This window comes from Cedecea sp. VD22, assembly GCF_037150195.1.
Taxonomy (GTDB): domain Bacteria; phylum Pseudomonadota; class Gammaproteobacteria; order Enterobacterales; family Enterobacteriaceae; genus Cedecea.
On the sequence record NZ_JBBCPX010000004.1, the window covers coordinates 94736 to 113470 of the forward strand.

General features: G+C 55.6%; 16 protein-coding genes. 11 read left to right on the top strand and 5 right to left on the bottom strand.

Features of this window, described 5'->3' with window-relative positions; genetic code table 11:
- Positions 1 to 7: 7 nt before the first annotated feature.
- Together WFK85_RS10615 and gap are read left to right on the top strand one after the other, a co-directional pair.
- Entirely contained in the window at positions 8 to 988 is a 981-nt protein-coding gene (locus tag WFK85_RS10615; protein WP_336708148.1) for a GlxA family transcriptional regulator, read from the top strand.
- A gap of 78 nt (positions 989 to 1066) precedes the next feature.
- Positions 1067 to 2077 (top strand): type I glyceraldehyde-3-phosphate dehydrogenase, encoded by a 1011-nt coding sequence (gene gap / locus WFK85_RS10620; RefSeq protein ID WP_336708149.1) that lies wholly within the window; start codon positions 1067 to 1069, stop codon positions 2075 to 2077.
- Positions 2078 to 2163: 86 nt separating this feature from the next.
- On the opposite strand, the gene mqo is transcribed toward gap, so the two are convergent.
- Positions 2164 to 3822, bottom strand: a complete 1659-nt coding sequence (gene mqo, locus WFK85_RS10625; RefSeq protein WP_336708150.1) for a malate dehydrogenase (quinone) — start codon at positions 3820 to 3822, stop codon at positions 2164 to 2166.
- Positions 3823 to 4123: 301 nt separating this feature from the next.
- The gene (locus WFK85_RS10630) at positions 4124 to 4684 is read right to left on the bottom strand and encodes an NADPH-dependent FMN reductase (RefSeq protein ID WP_166991927.1); all 561 of its coding nucleotides are present in this window, start codon (positions 4682 to 4684) and stop codon (positions 4124 to 4126) included.
- 97 nt (positions 4685 to 4781) lie between these two features.
- On the opposite strand from WFK85_RS10630, the gene WFK85_RS10635 reads away from it, so the two are divergent.
- The gene (locus WFK85_RS10635) at positions 4782 to 5552 is read left to right on the top strand and encodes a helix-turn-helix domain-containing protein (RefSeq protein ID WP_166991924.1); all 771 of its coding nucleotides are present in this window, start codon (positions 4782 to 4784) and stop codon (positions 5550 to 5552) included.
- Here the strand turns inward: WFK85_RS10635 and WFK85_RS10640 are convergent.
- A complete protein-coding gene (locus WFK85_RS10640; protein ID WP_336708151.1) occupies positions 5516 to 6937 on the bottom strand; it encodes an MFS transporter in 1422 nt (473 codons plus the stop codon). The two genes, WFK85_RS10635 and WFK85_RS10640, sit on opposite strands and share 37 nt — an antisense overlap.
- A 111-nt stretch (positions 6938 to 7048) precedes the next feature.
- Between WFK85_RS10640 and WFK85_RS10645 the strand changes: the two genes are divergently transcribed.
- From WFK85_RS10645 to WFK85_RS10670, 6 genes are all read left to right on the top strand, one after another.
- Positions 7049 to 7924, top strand: coding sequence for an MmyB family transcriptional regulator (locus tag WFK85_RS10645; RefSeq protein ID WP_166992938.1), 876 nt, complete (start codon positions 7049 to 7051; stop codon positions 7922 to 7924).
- Positions 7925 to 8409: 485 nt separating this feature from the next.
- A complete protein-coding gene (locus WFK85_RS10650; protein WP_166991918.1) occupies positions 8410 to 8904 on the top strand; it encodes an SH3 domain-containing protein in 495 nt (164 codons plus the stop codon).
- A gap of 120 nt (positions 8905 to 9024) precedes the next feature.
- A complete protein-coding gene (locus WFK85_RS10655; protein ID WP_336708152.1) occupies positions 9025 to 9984 on the top strand; it encodes a hypothetical protein in 960 nt (319 codons plus the stop codon).
- Positions 9985 to 10022: 38 nt separating this feature from the next.
- On the top strand, positions 10023 to 11405 hold the full coding sequence (locus WFK85_RS10660; protein ID WP_166991915.1) for a protein kinase domain-containing protein: 1383 nt from the start codon (positions 10023 to 10025) through the stop codon (positions 11403 to 11405).
- Positions 11406 to 11579: 174 nt separating this feature from the next.
- On the top strand, positions 11580 to 13337 hold the full coding sequence (treA, locus tag WFK85_RS10665; RefSeq protein ID WP_166992935.1) for an alpha,alpha-trehalase TreA: 1758 nt from the start codon (positions 11580 to 11582) through the stop codon (positions 13335 to 13337).
- 240 nt (positions 13338 to 13577) lie between these two features.
- The gene (locus WFK85_RS10670) at positions 13578 to 15755 is read left to right on the top strand and encodes a TonB-dependent siderophore receptor (RefSeq protein WP_166991912.1); all 2178 of its coding nucleotides are present in this window, start codon (positions 13578 to 13580) and stop codon (positions 15753 to 15755) included.
- A gap of 65 nt (positions 15756 to 15820) precedes the next feature.
- Here WFK85_RS10670 and WFK85_RS10675 read toward each other — a convergent pair whose 3' ends face one another.
- Positions 15821 to 16072 (bottom strand): GlsB/YeaQ/YmgE family stress response membrane protein, encoded by a 252-nt coding sequence (locus tag WFK85_RS10675; protein WP_008454104.1) that lies wholly within the window; start codon positions 16070 to 16072, stop codon positions 15821 to 15823.
- Between the two features lie 236 nt (positions 16073 to 16308).
- On the opposite strand from WFK85_RS10675, the gene ycgR reads away from it, so the two are divergent.
- Positions 16309 to 17040: a flagellar brake protein YcgR gene (ycgR, locus tag WFK85_RS10680; protein WP_336708153.1), complete on the top strand. Its 732-nt coding sequence runs from the start codon at positions 16309 to 16311 to the stop codon at positions 17038 to 17040.
- A 1-nt stretch (position 17041) separates the two neighbouring features.
- Here ycgR and emtA read toward each other — a convergent pair whose 3' ends face one another.
- A complete protein-coding gene (gene emtA / locus WFK85_RS10685) occupies positions 17042 to 17653 on the bottom strand; it encodes a membrane-bound lytic murein transglycosylase EmtA (protein WP_008454102.1) in 612 nt (203 codons plus the stop codon).
- Between the two features lie 95 nt (positions 17654 to 17748).
- Between emtA and ldcA the strand changes: the two genes are divergently transcribed.
- Positions 17749 to 18660, top strand: coding sequence for a muramoyltetrapeptide carboxypeptidase (gene ldcA, locus WFK85_RS10690; protein ID WP_336708154.1), 912 nt, complete (start codon positions 17749 to 17751; stop codon positions 18658 to 18660).
- Positions 18661 to 18735 lie beyond the last annotated feature (75 nt).

An 18735-nucleotide genomic window follows, 5' to 3' on the forward strand; every position in this document is an offset into this window, starting at 1 on the left:
TCAGGACATGAAAACGATCCTGATAATTGTTCCTGACGGCGGCATGCTGTTCGAAGCCGCCGGTATCGCCGATATTCTGATGCAGGCTAACCGCCTGCATGCGGACGCCTTGACCGAGCCTCGCTACCGCATCAGTATCGCCACCACTCAACCTCATCACGTCGTGCACGGCATGTCCGGCCTGAACCTGCTGGCTGACCACAGGCTGGCCGACCTTGACCCCAATGAGCCCCGCGACACCATCATGATCACCGGCAAAGGCCAGAGCGAACCTGAAGGCAGCGCGGTGGTCGACTGGTTATACCGCGCCGCGCCAAATACTCAGCGCATTGCCTCCGTGTGCGGCGGTGCGATGCTGCTGGCCCGCGCCGGGCTGCTGGATGGCCGCCGGGCAACCACCCACTGGCGAATGCTGGAAGAGATGCAGGCCAGATGGCCGCAAATCAAAGTGGAAGGCGGCCCTCTGTATATTCAGGACGGCCCGGTGTGGACCTCCGGCGGCGTGAGTTCCGGCTTTGACCTTACGCTCGCGTTAGTTGAGGCGGATTACGGCTTTACCCTCGCGCGGGATGTGGCCCAGGATCTGGTGATGTACCTCCATCGCCCCGGCGGTCAGCTACAGTTTAGCCGCTATCATCTGCGCCAGGCGACCAATACCGGGCCGATAAGTCAGCTCCAGGACTGGCTGCTGGATAACCTGGCGGAGGATTTATCGGTGGAAAAACTGGCGGAACGGGTCGCCATGAGTCCGCGTAATTTTACCCGCGTCTTTACCCGTGAAACCGGCGTCACGCCCGCCCGCTATGTGGAAGAAGCCCGGCTGGCCGCCGCCCGCCATCATCTTGAGCAGTCGAACGACACCCTGGAGCGGGTCGCCTGCACCTCGGGCTTTGGCACCGCCATTAACCTGCGCCGCGTCTTTGAGCGCCAGCTTCACCTCACGCCGGGGGAATACCGCGAGCGCTTCCACTGCCGGAAGTTGGCATGAATTGATCCTTTTTTGTCATTTACGCCATTTCACTCTGCGCCTACTCTGACCTCAGACATTCAAGAGAAGGAGTGAATCATGGTTAAGGTCGGGATTAATGGTTTTGGCCGAATCGGACGTAACGTGCTGCGCGCTGCCCTGGGTAACCCCAATATTGAGATCGTGGCCATCAACGATCTGACGGACAGCAAAACCCTTGCGCACCTGTTAAAACACGACTCGCTGATGGGTAAACTGCCTGCGCCAGTGGAAGCCTCCGAAGGGCTGCTGCACGTTGACGGCAAGCCGGTTCGCGTTTTCAGCGAAAGAGATCCGGCGCAGATCAAATGGCGTGAGGTCGGCGTAGATGTCGTTATCGAGGCCACCGGCTTCTTCACCAGCCGCGAAAAAGCTGAAGTTCACATCACCCACGGCGGCGCAAAACGCGTGATCATTTCTGCCCCAGGCAAAGATGACGACCTGACTATCGTGCTTGGCGTGAACCACGAAAGTTACGATCCGCAGAAACACTTTGTGGTCAGCAACGGCAGCTGTACCACCAACGGCCTGGCCCCTGCCGCGCAGGTACTGCATCAGGCATTCGGCATTGAACACGGCCTGATGAACACGACTCACGCCTACACCAACAGCCAGGCGCTGCACGACCAGCCAGAAAAAGACCTGCGTGGTGCACGTGCGGCAGCGCTATCGATTGTGCCATATTCCAGCGGCGCGGCTAAAGCCCTCGGCAGGGTTATCCCCGAGCTTGACGGTCGCCTGACAGGCTACTCTTTGCGCGTGCCTGTACCAGTGGTGTCTATCGTTGATTTAACCGTGACGCTCAAACGCGATGTCACGGCGGAAGAAGTGAATGCCGCGTTCCGCAAAGCCGCTGAAGCTGGCCCGCTGAAAGACATTCTGGGCTACAGCGATGAGCCGCTGGTTTCCAGCGACTATCAGGGTGACCCGCGATCTTCGATTATTGACGGGCTTTCGACCCTGGTGATTGGCGGTAACCTGGTGAAAATCCTGGCCTGGTACGACAACGAATGGGGCTTCTCTAACCGCCTGGTTGACCTTGCCCTGCTGATGGATAAACGCGGGCTGTAACGGCAGCTGAAAGAGAAAAGCCAGCCTTGCGGCTGGCTTTTTTTATCATTGCCTCTGTCGTAACAGCGGCTGGCTGAGGCGTTAACTTACAGCGCCATGTCGTGCTGGGTAGCCGCGTCCGCTTTCGCTTCGGCTGGTTTTGCTACCGGGGTTGCGCTCTGGTCGTTCATTTGAATGACCGGCGGTTTGGTCAGCTGCAGCGTGGCCGCGGTGTCATCCCACACTTTCTGCGTCAGCGCCGCGTTGCCGTTCATCTCCTGGCCGTAGCTTGGCACAACAGCGCGGATTTTACTCTGCCACTCAGGCGAGTTGAACTGCTGCGGGAACATCTGCTTCAGCACGTTCAGCGTGATAGGTGCCGCAGTAGACGCGCCTGGAGATGCGCCCAGCAGAGCAGAAATGGTTTTCTGCTGGTCAACAACCACTTCGGTACCGAGCTTCAGGACGCCGCCTTTGTTTTCATCTTTTTTGATGATCTGCACGCGTTGGCCAGCCTGAATCAGTTTCCAGTCTTCTTTACGCGCCTGCGGGTAGTACTCTTTCAGCGCTTCAAAGCGATCTTCATCACTCAGCATCACCTGACCAATCAGGTATTTCACCAGGTCAAAGTTATCCAGACCTACGTCGGTCATCGGCATAAAGTTGCTGGTGGTGGTGGTGCTCAGCAGATCAAAGAAAGAGCCGTTTTTCAGGAATTTGGTAGAGAAGGTCGCGAACGGCCCGAACAGCACCACGCGCTTGCCGTCGATAAAGCGGGCATCAATGTGCGGCACGGACATCGGCGGTGCACCCACGGAGGCCTGACCATACACTTTTTCAAGATGCTGGCTGGTTACCGCCGGGTTTTCGGTCATCAGGAAGGAGCCACCCACCGGGAAACCGGCGTAGTTTTTCGATTCCGGAATACCAGTTTCCTGCAGCAGTTTCAGTGCACCGCCGCCAGCCCCGATAAAGACATATTTCGCGTCGATGGCGTGCTCTTTGCCGCTGGTGACGTCTTTGATAGTGACGTGCCAGGAATTATCGCCGTTGCGTTTGAAGTCGGTGACTTCAGAAGAGGTCTGCAGGGAGAAATTCGGGCTTTTTTTCAGGCTGCCGATCAGCTGGCGGGTAATTTCACCGTAGTTAACGTCGGTCCCTACTGGCGTCCAGGTCGCCGCCACTTTTTGATTTGGGTCGCGCCCTTCCATCACCAGCGGAGCCCACTGTTTAATTTGCTCGTGGTTGGTGGAGAATTTCATCCCCTGGAACAGCGTGGTTTTCTGCAACGCGGCATAGCGCTTGGTCAGATACTCAACGTTTTTATCGCCCCAGACAAAACTCATGTGCGGTGTGGAATTAATAAACGAATGCGGGTCGTTCAAAATACCGCGCTGAATTTGTGCGGACCAGAACTGGCGGGAAATCATAAACTGTTCGTTAATTTCCAGCGCTTTGCTGACATCAATAGAACCGTCCGGGCGCTCCGGCGTATAGTTCAGTTCCATATTTGCCGAGTGCCCGGTACCGGCATTATTCCAGCCGTTCGAGGACTCAAGCGCCACGCCGTCAAGCTTCTCAACCATGACCTGTTTCCAGTCCGGCTGCAGCTCCTGGAGCCACGTCCCGAGAGAGGCGCTCATAATACCGCCGCCAATCAGCAGGAAGTCAGTTTTTTGCGTGGAATCCGCGTTAGCGTAGCTAGCAGAGCTGACGAATAACGCCAGTGTTGTCAGAGAAATAATTGTCTTTTTCATTGCAGGCATAATAATTCTATTGCATCGCAGGTGAATGAAGTAAATCTATGTTAACCCACTTTCACGATATTTTAAAATCTCATTCACATCCTGATTAATCCATACAATTAATGCCAATAATTTTTTTAATTAAAAAAACCAAATAAAATCAAATATTATAAAAATAACACCGCCGAATAATACATCCTGTATTCCGGGTATTATTAGCGGTAATTCGCTTAGTTATCGGGATGTTATTGGCAAAAAAAATCCACACACATGTATGGATTTTATCCTTATTTTGTTGCCCTATAAGGCGATAAATCCGTCGTTAACGGTTTGTGCTATTCTGCTCTACCGCCTTAATAAAGACGGCAAGCTGGGTACGAATAGACGCCGCCGTGGCGGAATCAATTAAACGACCGTTCTCTAATTTCTGATTCGCGAAGCTGACCGCCAGCTCCGGCAGCGGCACCATATTGCACAGCATTGAGGCCAGCGTTTCCCGCAGCTGGTACTGCGCCCTGACGCCGCCAAGCGCGCCGGTCGACTGCGAAACGAAAAAGACATATTTTCCCAGCATACAGCTGGCTCTGACCGGCCGAGACAGCCAGTCGAGCGCATTCTTGAGTACGCCGGGCATGCCGTGATTGTATTCCGGTACCGTAATGATCACCGCATCGGCCTCAGCCACTAACCGGCGGGCGCTTACCACCGGCTCCGGTAATTCCCCCTTTTCCAGATCCTGGCAGTAATGTTCCATGGCGCCAATATCAAGCACGCTAAAATGACTCTGCTCAGGCAACATTTCACCAATGCTGTTGAGCAATGCACGGGAAGCGGAATCTACCCGCAAACTACCGGCGATACCTACGAAGCGTAGTGTTTTCATCTTGTTCTCCTCTAATTTTCTCGATGCAGGCATTATCAGAAAAAGAATGAGATAATTCTTTCGCTAATCCGCCAAAACACTTCGCAGGAGTGCCAACATGCCAGATGCCCTATCCGTGGCTATCGCTGCTTCCGACATGGCCCATCACCGGGGTGACGATGTGACGTTTCACCACCATATACACGGCCAGTTAAGCGTGACGCTGGAAGGCACTCTTCGTCTGCAAAACGAAACAGGTTGGTGGCTGGCTACGCCTGGTAACGGCATTTGGGTGCCGCCGGGCCTGCTACACCGGGCGCTTTACACCGAGCGTTCGCGGCTGATCAATTTGCGTTTCAGGCAAGGATTTGAGCTGCAATTGCCGGAAAATAGCTCGCTTATCGTCGCCTCTAACCTGCTAACGGAACTGGCCAAAGAAGCCTTAGCGATTCAACACCACGTCGATTCGGGCGCGCAACTTGAGCTCATTGCACAACTGCTGCACTTCCAGTTGCGCAAGCAAGTTTTGAAAACCGATCTGTTTGTGCCTGAGGGTAAAGATAAGCGGCTGAGGCTAATCACCAGCCTGCTGCGGGAAGATCCGGCCTGCAATAAAACGCTGGTGCAGCTGGCCGCCGTTGCCTTCATCAGCCCCAGAACATTAGGCCGCCTCTTCGAAAGCGAAGTCGGGATGAGTTTTACCCGCTGGCGGGAAAGAATGCGGATTATCAGTTCGGTGGAGAAATTGGTTAACGGCGAGCCGATAACTCAGGTGGCCTATGATATGGGCTATCAAAGCGCCAGCAGCTTTACCACTGCCTTTACCCGAATTATCGGCCAGCCGCCGGGGCGTTATCTTAAAGAGACTTTCACCCCAGATAAAAGCTGACGGCGGGTGACGGCGGCAACCGCCAGCGCCAGCATCATCACGATTTCAGCCGCCAGGAAACCGATCATCGCCACGGAGTAATCCCCGCTTTGGTGCTGCAGATGCAGGAACAATGCTCCAAGGACCGCCGGGCCAAGCCCCAGCGCAGACTGCTGCAACGTGCTTAATATGGCGCTTGCCGCCCCGGCATCGTTCAGGTCGATATCGCGCATCCCGATGCGGTAGAAGCTGTTCACAATCAGCGCCTGGCCGTAGCCCACCACCAGCGTCGCCGGGGCAATAGCCAGCGGGCCTGCGTGGGTGCCAAAGTGCCAGAGCGTAAATATCAGTCCCAGCAGTCCCACCACCTGGATAGCAATCCCACTCAGCAGAATCGTGCTTAGTGAGTGGCGCACGATAAGCCTCGGCGCAAACCACGCTGAGACAAAATACGAAATGCCCATGGCAATAAAGCTGTTCCCGGACTGCCACGGCGCCATTCCCATGCCCGACTGGAGCGTCAGCGCCATGCAGAACATAAAGCCCGACCAACAGGTAAAGAACAACAGCGCGATCAGCAGGCCAAACCTTATGCTGCCCAGCTTAAGCAGTCTTGGTGGCAGCAGCGGCTGTAGCCCCCGCTGCTGTTGGTTAAGCGCGCCAACGCGCATCAGATAACCGAGCGGCAATGTCGCCACCAGCATCAGCTGCATCGGCCATGGCCAGTGCAGCTCGGGGCCAAGCGCCATCGGGAACAGCAGGCAACACAGCACCAGCGCGAGCGTGGCGGTGCCCTGCCAGTCAATACGCGAGTGGCTTTCGCTGCGCGTTTCAGGAATATAAAACCGGCTCAGCACCAGCACCAACAGGCAGATGGGCACGTTAATAAAGAATGCGTTTCGCCAGCCCAGCCCGGCAATATCCGCCGACACCAGCCAGCCGCCGCCCATCTGGCCGATAATAAAAGCGATCCCACCAATACCGCCGTACAGACTGATGGCGCGGGCGTGAGCGGTACCCTTGAGCGTCACGTGCAGCGTGGCAAGGATCTGCGGCACGATCAGCGCCGCCCCGACGCCTTGCAGGGTCCGGGCCGCCAGCAGCTCAGTGACCGAGCCGGAGATCCCGCACAGGAAAGAAGCAATACCGAACAGGGCCACGCCCCAGAGCAACGTTCTGCGTCGGCCGTGGTTATCCCCCAGCTTGCTGCCCACCGCCAGGCTGACGGCAAAGGCAACGCCGTAAAGTGCCACAATAAGTTCAAGCTGGGTTGGCGTGGTGCCGAGGGACTGGGTGATCGAGTCCAGCGCCACGTTGGTGATAGAGGTGTCGATTAACGGCAGCATCTGGCCCGTCAACAGCAGCACCAGGCCTGCACGACCGGGTGAAACAGGCGAATTATTCATCAGGGACTCCATTGCATAGTTCAGGATACCGACGTAGGATCCCTGAACATTTAACCGGGTACCAGTTCTTACTTATACTGGTACTGGCACTACTATTCTGGAGTATTTGTGATGCTCGTCACTCAGCCTGAGCTGCGGCATGGCCCGCTGGACGACAGCCGTAAAATGCTGGCGCTGTTTTTGCGCACCCGGCGTGAAAGTCTGGACCCGCAGCGGCTGGGGCTACCGCGCAGCGGGCGTCGGCGCACGCCCGGCCTTCGCCGTGAAGAAGTGGCGCTGCTGGCTGACATTGGCGTAACCTGGTATACCTGGCTGGAACAGGGCCGAGAAGTGAATCCATCTTCAAGCGCCATGGCGGCGATCGCCAGCGCGCTGCAGTGCTCCCCGGCGGAAACCCGTCATTTGTTTATTCTGGCCGGACTGCCTCCGTCCGAAGCGCCCGCCGCCGCGCAGTGCGAGGGGCTCAGCCCCGCCGCCCGCCGGATGCTGGACGCCCTGATGCCCAACCCCGCCAGTATCCAGAAGCCGAACTTCGACATCCTCGGCTACAATTCACATTTTTGCCAGCTAATGGGGGTCGATCTCGACAATGAACCGCCGGAGCATCGCAACTGCATTTATCAATATCTGACCAATGAGACCTGGCGCAGCCGGGTGGACTGTAACGAAGATGTGCTGCCCAAGTTTGTCGGCTGGTTCCGCGCCGGGATCACCGAGCACCGCGGCGACCCGCGCTGGGAAGCGCTGCTGGAGTCGTTTTTCACCGCCTCTCCCGCGTTTAAAACGCTCTGGGAGCAGCGCTATGAAATCCGCAATATCGAGAACCATATCAAACAGTATACGCATCCGCAGATCGGCACCTTCGGTATGCAACAGGTCAACTGGTACTCTGCCCCGCGAGACGGTTCAAGGCTGCTGGTTTACCTGCCGATAGATGAAACAGGTGAGCGAGCTTTGCGGTTATTTTCTCAATCGAGCGGAGCCTGAACCTCTGCCTTCTCATCGGGCATCCTGAAGACGGCCCGATGTTTTTTTATTGTTTTAAGAATAACCTCAGGGAAACCCCAAAAGACGATTTGCATTGACCACAGAATAAAAATAACACCACAACGAAAAGTCTGAATTTATCAAATAAATTCAAAAAATTACCGTCATCTCCCTGCTTTTCATTCCTTTTAAGTGGCGAGCCGATTACATTTACCTCAGCCCAATTTTTTACTGCGCTAACCCGGCATCAAACCTTCATGTACGTAATAGGTTATTCCACTGTTATAACACCATTGAATTGTTAACCGGGCTATGTAAAATCACGCTACTATGCTGAAACCACGCGAATTCCTTGCGCCGGCGAGATACTCAAGCCGCCGCACCGTTTTGCGTGGGCGTATCTCACGTCGTGGATAATTTTCCTGTGCGGCGCTCCTTGCTCCCGCGGCGGTTGAGTTTTAACCTTTTTCTCAGGGAACGTCTCAATGAAATTGCGAAGCCTGTTAGTCCTCCTTGTTGTCACTACGGTTGTCGGCTGTAAAGCGCCGCCGCCGAAGATGACCGACGACACCATTGTGACCAGCACGGTAAACGGCGTCACCCTGACTCACCGCTATGTCGTTGAAGTACCAAAAGAGTTTACGCCTGTTGACGCCGAGTATCGGGCGCTTTATCCGGGCTCCATCATGAGCAAACCCGATTTTGGTGGCAAAGTGCTGGCCCAGCTTGAAAACGGCCAAAGCTACACGGTGCTGGGCGAGGTAGAAAATCACTGGTTTGCTATCGCCGAGCAGGATAAACAAGAGCTGCTGGGCTATGTGCCGCTCAGGGCGCTGGTCAAAAGCGAGCTGTATACCCAGACGCTGAAAAAAGACCGGCCTCGTCCTCGCCGCGCGGCCAAAAAATCCACCTGCGTTGCGGTAGATAATAAAAGCAAAGCCTGCCAGAACGCCGACAACGGAACGTGGATCATTAATTAAACTTCCCCTTCGGGGGTTTTCTAACCAAAGATTTTGGTATGAGAGTAGCAACGACTCGCCCGGCAACCTGTATGGGCGTTAACGTAGCCCCTCTTTACACACAGGCTAACAAGGATTTTTATGAAACTCTGGCTTTCGGGTATGGCGTTGCTGCTGGCATCCACTACCGTCTGGGCAGGGAACTACCGCATCGTTCAATCGCCGTCCCAAAAGCTGGACGTGTGGATAGACAACATCAAAAGCAATGCCCCGCAAAGCTGGTGCGGAAGCGATCTTCCGGTTCGAATTGTGGCAAACGGGGATAAAAACCCCCTTATTCTGAAAACGTTCATGCCTCGCCTCGGCGCGCTTCTGGAAAATCAGTGCAGCGAGATTGAGCGCGTCAACTGGCAGCTTGAAGATCCCGAGGGGACGTCCCTTGCTCGCGGGTCTGCCACCAAAACCAGCGACTGGGGAGTGACTATCGAGTCCCCGCTTTCTTCGGTTGCGACCCGTAATGAGCGCCCGGAAGATCTTTCCACGCCTCTCGACCGCACGCCATGGCTGGAATTTACCCTACAGGATGGCTGCCACTTGCGCACATTCTGGCAGGGGGATGCCTCCAGCAGTTCCCTGTTTATTCCGGGGAAAGAGAATGGCAAATGTGAAAAAGGCGGCTGGCTGAACGGCACCAGCGAAGTGGTGCAGCGCGGCCTCGGCGGCGAAAAGCGCATTATGATGACGTTTGTCCACGGTTTCCCGGTCAGCGGACTCAACCCCTCAGCGGACGCCGACAGCCTGCTTATCACCAGCGTGAACAATGAGCGCATGGTCGTCAGCAGTGAACAGGCACCGCAAAGCTGGCTTATTTTGCCTTACCACCCTGAAATTAACGGCTGGAAAGCCAGCGGCACCGTTGCCGTGGAAGTGTCTCGCGACATGGCATTGGATGAACAGCGTCTCCAGACGCGGCTCAACGAGGTGCGCAAGCTCTGGTCCGGCTGGGTGACGCCGGGGACGGCCATTACGTTGTTGCTGGTCGAGTCCCTGCACCCGCAGCTGCGCGACCCGGCCGCGGGTGCCTGGCGAGCCCAAAAATAAATACGCCGCATGTTGCATGACTACGCGCAGAGAACATCATGATAGATAACGATTTTATTCCAAAAGTGCCCAATGCTCTGCCGCCTGGCTACCGCTTTGACGAATTTGAAATTCAGGAAGCCATCGACGCCAGCATGACCAGTATTCTTTACCGGGCGTGGGATCATCAGCTCGAACGTCTGGTGGCTATCCGTGAATACATGCCTAAAGCTTACGTCATGCGCAATGACGTGATGGAGCTGGTGCTGCACAGCGAGCGCGACCATCTGGTCTACACCACCGGTCTGAACGGTTTTATGCAGGAAGCGCGTCAGCTGGCGCACTTTAATCACCCGAATCTGCCTCAGGTGCTGCGCATCTGGAGCGACAATAATACCGCTTACGTCGTGACGCTGTTTTATAGCGGCATTACGCTGGATGAACTGCAAAAGCAGCAGCCGTCGCTGATCGATGAAACGTGGATACGCCGGATGCTGCCCATGCTTTGCGGCGCGCTGGCAACGCTTCACGCGGCCGAACATCTGCACCGCAACCTGTCGCTGAAAAGCATTCAAATTCAGGATAACGGGCTGCCCATCCTGCTCAATACCGGCGCGCCACGCCGGGGACAAGGCTCGCTGGATGAAGGCAATACCCTGCTTCACCCCGGATTTGCACCGCTGGAGCAGTACACCGGAGATCTGGCAAGCCAGCTGGGGCCGTGGACAGATATTTACGCCGTCGGAGCCGTGCTTTATACGCTGATTACCGGCAATGCACCGCCTGCCAGCGTCGCCCGCAGTATTCAGGACAGCTGCATCCAGCTCGCGGAAAACCAGCCCGAGGGCTATTCCCTGAATTTACTGCAGGCGGTTGATAAAGCGCTGTCGCTGAAGCCGGAAGATCGCCCCCAATCCATTGACGCTTTTGCGGCCCTGCTGAATATCCAGCCAGACGACGTGCGTGAACTGATCGGTAATAAAAAAACGGGTACCGCGCTGGTACCGGTAGAAGATCCAGAGAATACGGCGACGCGTCCGCTCTGGAAGCGCTATCAACCTGCCCTGCAAATTGGTGCGGGCGCCGTCGCGGGTCTGATTGTTGGCGCGGTACTTTTTGGCCGGGGAAGCCCTTCAGTGAGCTCGCCGGAACCTGCTCCCGCGCCGCTTGCAGCGAATCAAAGCCCGGCGCAGGCAAGCGCGCCCCCTGTAGCCGTCGCGGCTGAAAGCACGCTCGCCCGAGTGTATGTTCGAATGAACGACGGCGAACAGCTGGCGGTCAACGGCAAAGCGCAAAAGCTGACGCCCGCCGCCAACGGTTTTGCCTCGCTTCAGCTCCCTGCCGGGAAATATTTGTTGACGCTGAGCGGCGGCGAAACGCCCCGCAAGCAAACCATTGTAGTAGCAAACTCCGGCACATGGCTGGTAAACCCGCAGGGGTGATTACAGACTTAACGAATACTTCAGCCCCGCTCTGCGGGGCTTTTTTATGGGGTAAATAATCCGGTTTTTCTCTTTTTATCTTCAACGACGCTCGAAATTCGGAAAATTCAACTAAGGTTTTCAGGGAGTTGATCGCAACGTAGCGTGTTGCGTCCCGTCGATGGAGAAGGAATGATGATAAAACCCGTTTTGCGCCGGCCTTATGCGCTTTGCTTTGCGGCCCAAATGGCCGCTGCCGGTGCCGTATTTGGCCTTACGCCGCTTGCTTCGTTTGCAGCCCAGGAAACCGAATCCCCACGCCCGCCCGAGCCTCAATCGCCCGACGAGCTTTTTGGGCCTTTGTTTATTGATGTCCAGACCGCGAAGCTGTTCCCCGACCAGAAAACCTTTGCGGATGCCGTGCCCAAGGGCGATCCGCTGATGATCCTTGCTGATTATCGTATGCAGCGCCGGCTCTCGGGGTTCGACTTACGCCATTTTGTTGATGTGAACTTTATCCTGCCAAAGGAAGAAAAAAAGTCTGTGCCGCCGGAAGGAGAAAGCCTGCGGGAGCATATCAACGGGCTCTGGCCAGAACTGACCCGTTCCGCGAACAGCGACAACAAATGGGACCCGCTTCTCCCGCTGCCAAAACCTTACGTTGTGCCCGGCGGGCGCTTCCACGAGCTTTACTATTGGGACAGTTACTTCACCCTGCTGGGGCTGGCGGAGAGTGGGCGCTGGGATGACGTGCAAAATATGGTGGACAACTTCGCCCACGAAATCGATACCTGGGGCTACATTCCCAACGGGAACCGCAGCTACTACCTGGGCCGTTCACAGCCGCCGTTCTTCGCCATGATGGTGGAACTGCTGGCGCAGAATAAAGGCGATAGCGTTTACACAGCCTACCTGCCGCAGTTGAAGCAGGAGTACAGCTGGTGGATGGAGGGCAGCGACGCCCTCAAACCGGGCGAAGCCCATGCCCGCGTGGTGAAACTCAAAAATGGTGCCCTGCTCAACCGTTACTGGGATGAGAAAGACACGCCGCGAACAGAGTCTTACCTGGACGACGTCACCACTGCGAAAAATACGCCGTCGCGTGCGGCCACGGATATTTATCGTGACCTGCGAGCTGCCGCCGCTTCCGGCTGGGACTTCAGCTCCCGCTGGATGGATAATCCAGCCCAACTGGGCACCATCCGTACCACAAGCATTGTGCCCGTGGACCTTAATGCGCTGCTCTACCAGCTTGAAAAAACGTTGGCTCACGCCAGCGAGCTGGCAAAAGATAGCGACGCAGCACAGCGCTATAAGCAGGCCGCGGACGATCGACAGAAAGCAATTGAACAAAACCTGTGGAACGCCAAAGAAGGCTGGTACGCGGATTACGATCTGAAAAGCCACACGGTTCGAAACCAGCTAACCGCCGCCGCCCTGTTCCCACTGTACGTTCATGCGGCGGCGCAGGACAGAGCGGACAAGATGGCGAAAGCCACCCGTCAGCACCTGCTCAGCGCGGGCGGACTTGCCACGACCAGCGTAAAAACCAGCCAGCAATGGGATGCCCCCAACGGCTGGGCGCCGCTGCAGTGGGTGGCCACCGAAGGTCTGCAAAATTACGGGCATAAAGATCTCGCGCTGGAAGTCAGCTTCCGCTTCCTGAGTACGGTGCAGAACCTCTACAACAAAGAGCAAAAGCTGGTTGAAAAATACGATGTCACAGCCGGAGGTGCGGGCGGTGGAGGCGGTGAATATCCGCTTCAGGATGGCTTCGGCTGGACCAACGGCGTCGCGCTGAAAATGCTGGATATGCTCTGTGCAAAAGAAAAACCCTGCGACAATGCGCCGGATAAGCTGCCTTCGGCCACGCCCGGCCCGGTAACGGAAGCGGCCAAACCTGCCGCAGATAAAACGGGGATCTCACCTGCCTCGAGCAAGCCAGCGCCGTAACCTGACCATACTGACCACGGCGTGATTGCCGCTTAATCATTTCATTTAAAACAATAAGCCCATGAAATCATCATTGATTTCATGGGCTTTTATGCATTAAAAATCATCGCACGCCTTGCACTTGATAATAATAACGATAACAATTCTCATTCGAAACCGCATTTAAAAACCGCGTTTTCCCGTCGCATGCCGGCGGAGGACTTCCATCAGGATGATGATCTCAATACTTCCGGACAAAAAATGATAAAGGACCTTACCGTAAAGCGCTCCGCTTTACTCTGCACGCTGGCGCTCATCGCCCCTTTTTCTTCATCGGCTGAAGAAATACTGGTTGTGACCGCCAAACCTGCTGACACCGCAACCTCTCCAACAATAGGTTATACCGCCACCACAACCCGTGGCGCGACCAAAACCGACGAGCCGCTGATTACCACCGGGCAAAGCATTTCCGTCGTGACCCGTCAGCAAATGGAAGACCAGGGCGCGCAAACCATTAATAGCGCGCTGCACTATACCCCGGGCGTGTTTACCGGATTCTCCGGCGGTGCAACCCGTTACGATACCGTCGCATTACGGGGTTTCCACGGCGGCGACGTGAATAACATCTTCCTTGATGGCCTCCGCCTGATGAGCGACGCGGGCAGCTTTAACGTGGTCCAGGTCGATCCCTGGTTCCTGGAACGCCTTGACGTCATCAAAGGCCCGTCTTCCGCACTTTACGGCCAGACTGTTCCGGGTGGCCTGGTGATGGAAACGTCTAAACGTCCGCAGTTTGTCGAAGAAGGCCACGTGCGGGCGATATACGGCAACCACAACACCAACGGCACGGCGTTTGATTACACCAACGCGATTAATGACCAGTGGGCCTTCCGTATCACCGGCCTGACTAAAAATAGTGATACACAGTATGACAACACGCGTGATGAACGTTACGCTATTTCGCCGTCCCTGCTTTGGCAGCCGGATGATGCAACGTCTCTGGTACTAAGAGCCTACCTGGAAAAAGATCCGTCCGGGGGCTACCACGGTTCTGTTCCGGGCGACGGCAGCCTTTACACCACCACGGGACGCAAGCTGGATACTGGCTTTTCTGACGTACAGCCGGGGGATGACGCCTTTAAGCGCCACCAGCAGATCTACAGCTACGAGTTTGCTCACGCCTTCGATGAGGTCTGGTCTTTCCGCTCAAACGCCAGCTATACCCACTCAAACGTAGCGCTACGCCAGGCCTATCAAATTGGCTGGGCAGATACCGCGCATAACGAACTGTCGCGCTACTACAGCCGTGAAAACTCCTCGCTGGATGCCTGGGCCATCGACAATCAGTTAGAAGCCGACTTCTCGACCGGCGATCTGCAGCATAAAGTGGTGCTCGGCGGGGAATATCACCGGTTCACCAACGATCTGACCGACGGGACGGGCTACACTACCAACCTGAATCCGTGGACCGGCGTTTCTGGTGGCGTTGGCAGTTACTATTATTACGATCCACGTGACCCAAGCTACGCGACAATTAATCAGGGGCTTTTGGTGAAATCAGGCCGCCGCCAGTATGAGCAAACCGGGGCTTATCTGCAGGATGAGATGAAGTGGGACCGCTGGCATATGACGCTGTCTGGCCGCTACGATCATCTGGTGACTAAAAGCCATCTGGTGGCGACGGCGATCGACAGTGACGTGACGGACAACCGCAGCGACAACCACTTTAGCGGCCGCGCATCTCTGCTGTACGCCTTTGATAACGGTATTTCGCCGTATGTGAGCTACAGTCAGGCCGTCACACCGCAGGTACTTTCCGATGCCGAAGGCAAACTGCTGAAACCCACAACTGCCGAACAGTACGAAGCTGGCGTAAAATACCAGCCTGTGGGAACCAGCGATCTGTATAGCGCCGCCGTTTACGATTTGACCCAAAAAGATGTGGGGAACCGTAACGTGCAGGGGGGATATTTTGAACCGGCAGGCAAAGTGCATTCACAAGGACTTGAGCTGGAAGCCCGCACTCAGTTGACACCACGCCTGTCAACCATCGCCAGCTATACCCTTAACCGGGTGCGCTATAAAGATGCCATCGACGGTAATGACGGCAACACGCCGTACGTCACGCCAAATCAAATGGCGAGCCTGTGGAGCACGTTCAAAGCCGATTATGGCCTGAGCCTGGGCGCAGGGATTCGCTACATCGGCAAACAATGGGCCGACAACGAAAATACCCTGCGTGTTCCTTCCGTAACGCTGCTGGATGCCATGGTTCGGGCAGACATGGGCGCATGGACACCGTCGCTGAAAGGCGCGTTTGTGCAGCTTAATGCCACCAACCTCACGGGCCGTGACTATGTGGCGGGCTGCTACGGGACGGGCTATTGCTATTGGGGCGCGGAACGTTCGATCATTGCGACCGTGGGCTACGATTTCTAAACTTATATAGAAAGCTAAACGTAAAAACGGCCCTGAAGGGCCGTTTTTTTGTAATGAATGACTGTCTACCGTCGTACCATCCTGAAAATAGCCAGCACAATAATGGCGCCAATCACCGCCACAAAGAAACTTGGCCAGTTAAAACCGGTTACCGGTCCGCCAAGGTGCAATGCCGTCGCCACCCAACCGCCGACAACCGCGCCCACGATCCCCAGAATACAGGTGAGGATAATACCGCCGCCGTCTTTGCCAGGCATAATCCACTTAGCTACCACACCCGCGATAAGACCAAAAATAATCCAGGCCAGGATACCCATTTTAGAACGTCCTCTTCTACATTGTGAGCTTTAGCAGGCTCGCCCAAGGCTGTCTGCGCCCCGGCCAGCGACCTGCTGTCAAAAAGAGTATAGTTCGGCTGCAAAAAAACGTGATGAATCTCACCTGGTTATGCGCATTTTCAGGAAAAAATAGTCAAAAATTTGTATTAAGTTTTGTGCGGTTTTGCCGATAAGCTTCGTTACCACAACCTGAAAACACAACAAGGACTTGAGCCTTGAGTCACTATAACGATCAGTTCCTGAAGCAGTCTCCTCTGGCAGTATTAGGTGTGTTACGTGATTTACACAGACAGCAGGTTCCCGTCAGGCTGGAATGGTCTAACGGGCAGTTCATCAGCAAAATTCTCGATGTCTCGGCGGAGCGTTTAGTGCTGGACTTTGGCAGCCAGGCGCGGGAAAACCTTTCCGTGCAGAAGGCCAACGATATTGATTTCATCGCTGAAACGCAGGGGGCAAAAGTCGAGTTCTCGCTGCCGGGCCTTAAAGCGACGGAATATCAAAATCTCCCGGCGTTTACCACGCCGCTGCCGCCATCGCTGTGGTTCGTTCAGCGCCGGGAATATTTCCGCATTACCGCGCCTACGCAGCCCCAGTATTATTGCCGTACCGAACTTGCCGACGGTTCCCAATTTGCCTTCCGGCTCTGCGACCTGTCCCTGGGCGGCATGGGCGCCCTGGTGGACGGCACGTTACCGGCGGGCCTTGCACCCGGGCTGCGTTTTGGCCGCGTAGAGATGGATCTCGTGGAATGGGGCAAGTTTTACTTTGATATGCAGCTGGTGATGGTTTCGGAGCGAAAAGTCGTGGACAGTAAAAACGAGACCATTTCTACTCCGCGCCTGAGTTTTCGTTTCTTAAACGTCAACCCGGCGGTCGAGCGCGAACTGCAAAAGATTATTTTCTCGCTGGAGCGGTCGGCCCGGGAAAAGGCCAACCGCGTGAAATAGCTTAAATGGCGTTCATGGCCCGCGTGACCTTATACAGGTAGCGCGGTGCCTGCGGCGCAGGATGGTTGGTCGCTACATGCTGATAAAATTCATCCGGGCTCAGGCGGTTAATTTTGTCGATTGCGGTCTGCCTGTCGGAATCAAAGGTTCTTAGTAGCGCCCCCGCCCCGTTCACGTAAGAAACAATCAGCGCGTACTGCATCACCTGCGGGTCGTTGATTCCCCGCAAAATGCCGTGTTCCAGAATACTCAGATAAGCCGTACCGATGTCGATATTACGCGCCGGCTCTCTCAGTTCACTGTCCGAGGGCTGCCCTCTGAAGCCCTGATTGCGATACACCTCTTTGCCCGCCGTGGAGCCTTTGATCTGCATCAGGCCGATGGCATTAGAGGCGCTAACCAGCTGCGGATTGCCGCCCGACTCTACCGCAATAATTGCCGTTATCAGTCTCGGACTAACGCCCCATTGCTGGCCGGAGAGTTCGGTCAGCGGCATCCAGTTCAGCGCCCGCTGGGTGGGGATCGTCGGATCCCAAGGTGCCTGCTGCTGCGGAGAATGGCTGGAGCAACCGGCCAAAAAAAGCACCAGAATGATAAACCCTCTTAATTTCACGCCTCTATCCTTATTGATGTGGCCGGCCATAACGGCGATGACAAGCGCTCTCGATAGCGGCATGATAACCAATTCATATTCAGCAAGGAAATGCCATGTCTCTGATTCATTTAATCGCCCCGTCCGGCTACTGCATTAATCAACAGGCCGCCGCCAGGGGCATTGGTCGGCTGGAAGAGAATGGGCATCAGGTCGTCAATCAGCAGGCAGTGACCCGGCGTTTTCAGCGTTTTGCCGGCACGGACAGTGAGCGACTGGCTGAACTTAATCAGCTGGCGGCGCTGCCGCCGGAAACGGACATCGTGCTGGCCGTGCGCGGGGGTTACGGCATGAGCCGCCTGCTTGAGCACATTGATTTTTCACTTCTTGGGGCTTCGCTTCGCGCCCGGCCACAAATTATTTGCGGTCACAGCGACTTCACCGCTTTCCAGATGGCCCTGCTGGCACAGTGCGGAGCCATCACCTTCAGTGGCCCGATGCTGGCCGGAAATTTTGGTGCCGAGGAGATGGATGAATATACCTGGCGCCACTTCTGGCAGGCGCTCAGCGAACCGACGTTCACGCTAAGTTGGGAAAACGATGCGCCCGCGATGCAGGCCAGCGGCACGGTTTGGGGCGGCAATCTCGCAATGCTAATCTCTCTGGTCGGCACGCCGTTTTTGCCGCCAATAGACGGCGGTATTTTGGTTGTGGAAGACATCAACGAACATCCCTTCCGCGTTGAGCGCATGCTGCTGCAGCTTTACCATGCGGGCATTCTGTCACGCCAGAAAGCGATTATTTTAGGAAGTTTTAACGGGACAACCGCAACGGATTACGATGCAGGATATACTTTTGAAGTAATGCGTAAAACGCTGCAACAGCGCCTGAACGTGCCTGTCCTTTCCGGCCTGCCTTTTGGACATGAACCACAAACCGTGACGCTGCCGCTCGGCGCGTTTGGCGAGCTGGCCCACGACGGCGTTACCTCCCGACTGACGTTAAGTGGACACCCGGTACTTCGCTAAAGAAGCCCGGTTTAAGCGCCCTTTTTGAGCGTTTGCGTAACAGATGACATGTTACAATTCGACAACATAGACAAA

What these genes read in the sequence shown, in the direction of transcription:
- WFK85_RS10615 (WP_336708148.1), top strand. Translation starts at nt 8, where the DNA reads ATGAAAACGATCCTGATAATTGTTCCTGACGGCGGCATGCTGTTCGAA.
- gap (WP_336708149.1), top strand. Translation starts at nt 1,067, where the DNA reads ATGGTTAAGGTCGGGATTAATGGTTTTGGCCGAATCGGACGTAACGTG.
- mqo (WP_336708150.1), bottom strand. Translation starts at nt 3,822, where the DNA reads ATGCCTGCAATGAAAAAGACAATTATTTCTCTGACAACACTGGCGTTA.
- WFK85_RS10630 (WP_166991927.1), bottom strand. Translation starts at nt 4,684, where the DNA reads ATGAAAACACTACGCTTCGTAGGTATCGCCGGTAGTTTGCGGGTAGAT.
- WFK85_RS10635 (WP_166991924.1), top strand. Translation starts at nt 4,782, where the DNA reads ATGCCAGATGCCCTATCCGTGGCTATCGCTGCTTCCGACATGGCCCAT.
- WFK85_RS10640 (WP_336708151.1), bottom strand. Translation starts at nt 6,937, where the DNA reads ATGAATAATTCGCCTGTTTCACCCGGTCGTGCAGGCCTGGTGCTGCTG.
- WFK85_RS10645 (WP_166992938.1), top strand. Translation starts at nt 7,049, where the DNA reads ATGCTCGTCACTCAGCCTGAGCTGCGGCATGGCCCGCTGGACGACAGC.
- WFK85_RS10650 (WP_166991918.1), top strand. Translation starts at nt 8,410, where the DNA reads ATGAAATTGCGAAGCCTGTTAGTCCTCCTTGTTGTCACTACGGTTGTC.
- WFK85_RS10655 (WP_336708152.1), top strand. Translation starts at nt 9,025, where the DNA reads ATGAAACTCTGGCTTTCGGGTATGGCGTTGCTGCTGGCATCCACTACC.
- WFK85_RS10660 (WP_166991915.1), top strand. Translation starts at nt 10,023, where the DNA reads ATGATAGATAACGATTTTATTCCAAAAGTGCCCAATGCTCTGCCGCCT.
- treA (WP_166992935.1), top strand. Translation starts at nt 11,580, where the DNA reads ATGATAAAACCCGTTTTGCGCCGGCCTTATGCGCTTTGCTTTGCGGCC.
- WFK85_RS10670 (WP_166991912.1), top strand. Translation starts at nt 13,578, where the DNA reads ATGATAAAGGACCTTACCGTAAAGCGCTCCGCTTTACTCTGCACGCTG.
- WFK85_RS10675 (WP_008454104.1), bottom strand. Translation starts at nt 16,072, where the DNA reads ATGGGTATCCTGGCCTGGATTATTTTTGGTCTTATCGCGGGTGTGGTA.
- ldcA (WP_336708154.1), top strand. Translation starts at nt 17,749, where the DNA reads ATGTCTCTGATTCATTTAATCGCCCCGTCCGGCTACTGCATTAATCAA.